Source organism: Paenisporosarcina sp. P5_A11 (assembly GCF_056400705.1).
The window spans coordinates 1-610 of sequence record NZ_JBFUKT010000394.1 but is presented as its reverse complement, the minus strand read 5'-3'; the positions used below and the strand labels follow the sequence as shown (position 1 = coordinate 610).

The window sequence follows — 610 nt, the reverse complement described above, 5'->3', positions numbered from 1 at the left end:
ATCTTTATACCTTTACCTGTATAGCCTTCTTCATGCAATTTATCAATATTTAAAAATGGGATACTATCAACCTTTGTTTGTTCTTCTTCCTTTATTGGAGGCGGCGGGTCAATTTGTACTTTTTTATCGCTAAAAACAGCTTTAACCGTATCCATTTCCATTAATTTATTAATTTGATTTGCAGGAAGCGACATTGTCACTCCGTTAAATGCATTCTGATAAGTATATTTAATATTAAAATTATCCTTATTAGATCTCTCTTCTTTTCCTATTTTTTCTTGTAAATTCTTTTTAAATTCAGCATGGGACTTTTCTACCTTTTCTTTCGCTTTTTCTAACGAAATGGATTCCCCTTTGGAAGCTTCTACTATTTGAGCTACTTTTGCTGGAAGTTCTTTGAATTCAACAATAACCGTTACTTCTTCTTCACTAGTTAAGTCCACATCATCAGATAATCGCAATCCTGTCTTTAATTCAGTGGAATCTAGGTTTTGCAATGCTGCTCTTTGTTCTGGTGTTAAATTAGCAAGTAAATTTTCAGTATTCGAATAACTAACCGCTTTCGCAGTAGTTGGTACTTGTACAATAGAACCTAAAATAAAACTAGATG

The 610-nt window shown here is 32.5% G+C and carries 1 protein-coding gene; it reads right to left on the bottom strand.

Annotated features, from left to right (window positions below; all coding sequences use genetic code 11):
* On the bottom strand, positions 1-610 hold a 610-nt coding region (locus AC1DOS_RS20460), incomplete at both ends, for a protease inhibitor I9 family protein (RefSeq protein WP_477538953.1).